2 protein-coding genes and 1 pseudogene are annotated in these 2,086 nt (G+C 28.3%); all 3 read left to right on the top strand.

Features of this window, described 5'->3' with window-relative positions:
• Positions 1-265: 265 nt before the first annotated feature.
• The gene (gene icaA / locus KA878_RS13800) at positions 266-1,495 is read left to right on the top strand and encodes a poly-beta-1,6 N-acetyl-D-glucosamine synthase IcaA (RefSeq protein WP_194375770.1); all 1,230 of its coding nucleotides are present in this window, start codon (positions 266-268) and stop codon (positions 1,493-1,495) included.
• The gene (locus tag KA878_RS13795; RefSeq protein WP_210142232.1) at positions 1,459-1,767 is read left to right on the top strand and encodes an intracellular adhesion protein D; all 309 of its coding nucleotides are present in this window, start codon (positions 1,459-1,461) and stop codon (positions 1,765-1,767) included. Before icaA ends, KA878_RS13795 begins: the two co-directional genes overlap by 37 nt.
• Positions 1,764-2,086: pseudogene (locus tag KA878_RS13790) on the top strand (intercellular adhesin biosynthesis polysaccharide N-deacetylase); the annotation flags it as partial. The gene KA878_RS13795 and the pseudogene KA878_RS13790, both read left to right, overlap by 4 nt.

The following is a 2,086-nucleotide window of genomic DNA, read 5'->3' as shown; positions in this document are numbered from 1 at the left end:
AAACTAAAAAGCGTATTCCATATTGATATGGAATACGCTTTTTAGTTTGTGATTTACTATCACAAAATTATTACAAAATTATTACAAAATAAAGAACATTATTATAAAAAAAATGGTGTGTTAGCGTTTACTTATCATATATAGTAGTTTAACAATGTAATTATATTACAATAAAATTATAAAGTAATAAAAATGTAATGAATAAAATTTTGCTAAATTTCATTGGACGTATTATTATGATTGATGGTTAGTTAGGGAGGATTAAATGAAACTATATAATTTGCTATTGTTATATCCACTGTTCATGTCGATTTATTGGATTATTGGGACACTATATTACGCATTATTAAGGGAAATTAAAAACAAAAATGAACCTACATATAGGACATATGGAGAAGGTATATCATTCTTAATACCTTGCTACAACGAAGAAGAAACAATTGAAGATACGATTAAAAATATATTAAATTTAGAGTTTCCGAACAAACAGATTATTGTAATTAATGACGGAAGTTCTGATGATTCTGAAAAAATTCTGTCAAAATTGAAAGAAAAATTAGATTTTGTATTTGTGAATTTAGAAGAAAATAACGGCAAGGCTAACGCTCTTAATGAAGGAATAAAGTATGCGACATATGACTATGTTATGGGCATCGATGCTGATACAATCATTGACGGAAAAGCACCGTATTTCATGATAGAAAACTTCAAAAAAAATTCTAATCTTGCAGCCGTAACAGGCAACCCTAGAATTAGAAATAAAAGTTCTATATTAGGTAAAATTCAAACAATAGAATATGCAAGTATGGTAGGTAGTATTAAAAGAACACAATCCATTGCTGGAAAAATAAATACAATTTCAGGTGTTTTTACATTGTTTAAAAAAGAAGCAGTTGAAAAGGTTGGGAAATGGGATATAGATATGATAACTGAAGATATCGCTATATCGTGGAAGTTTCATATTGATAAATTTCAGATTAAGTATGAGCCACGGGCATTGTGCTGGATGCTTGTTCCTGAATCTATTGGAGGTCTTTGGAAACAGCGAGTAAGATGGGCGCAAGGTGGACAAGAAGTGTTGATTAGGGATTTCAAAAAGGGAATTAAATCTTTTGATTTTCCGTTGTACTTTTTACTTTTTGAGCAAATTTTTTCGCTTATTTGGATTTATAGCGTTGTTCTATTACTAGGTTTGACAATTATTAATGCAAATTTTTTAGACATATATTATCTAGAATATCAATTCACTATTATTATTCTTTCTGCATTTGTTTTAACTTTCATTAATACAGTTCAATTTATTATTTCTCTTATTATTGATAGTAAATATGAAAAAATAAATGTATTTATAGTTGTTTTTCTAAGTTGGTACCCAACTGTGTATTGGGTTCTTAATGCTTTAGTAGCAATTGTTGCCTTTCCAAAAGCTTTAAAAAGGCAGAAAGGGGTGTATGCAACATGGTCAAGTCCAGACAGGGGAAACATCAAACGGTAAAATCGAGTTTAAATGTAATAAAAGAAATATGTGTTCTTCTTTTCACTGCTATGTTCTGGTTATATTGTTGTACTGCGATTATAGTGATTGGTGGTTCATTGTTACATATTAATGTGGAAACAGTTCTAATGATAAGAACAGTACTTAATATTGAAGTTGATGATATAAACTATCTTTTTAAACTCATAGCAATTTTTGCAGTAATTACTTTCTCATTGCTAACATTATCTCTTATCACACAAAAATTGAAAGGAAGTAAAGGAAATCTATGAGTAGACGATTACTATTATTTACTTTGATATTGCTTATTATCATAAGTTCAAACTTAATAATGAACAACCAAAAAGTTCAATCTAAAGAAAAGGAAATAAAATACAAAGAAAACAGCGCACTTGCTTTAAACTATCATCGCATTAGAAACGATAACTTTTTCGATGACTTTTTATCTATATTTTCAAATAGTAAAGAACTTTCAACCTACAGTATTACTAAAGAGCAATTTGAAAAGCAAATTAAATGGTTAAAAGAACATCATGCCCATTTTTTAACTGAGCAAGAGTTTATTAAATATAAGAAAATTGGGAAATTTCC

The sequence above is a fragment of the Staphylococcus sp. GDY8P57P genome (genome assembly GCF_017892585.1).
GTDB classification, from domain to species: Bacteria; Bacillota; Bacilli; order Staphylococcales; family Staphylococcaceae; genus Staphylococcus; species Staphylococcus borealis.
This window is presented reverse-complemented; position numbering and strand designations above follow the sequence as displayed.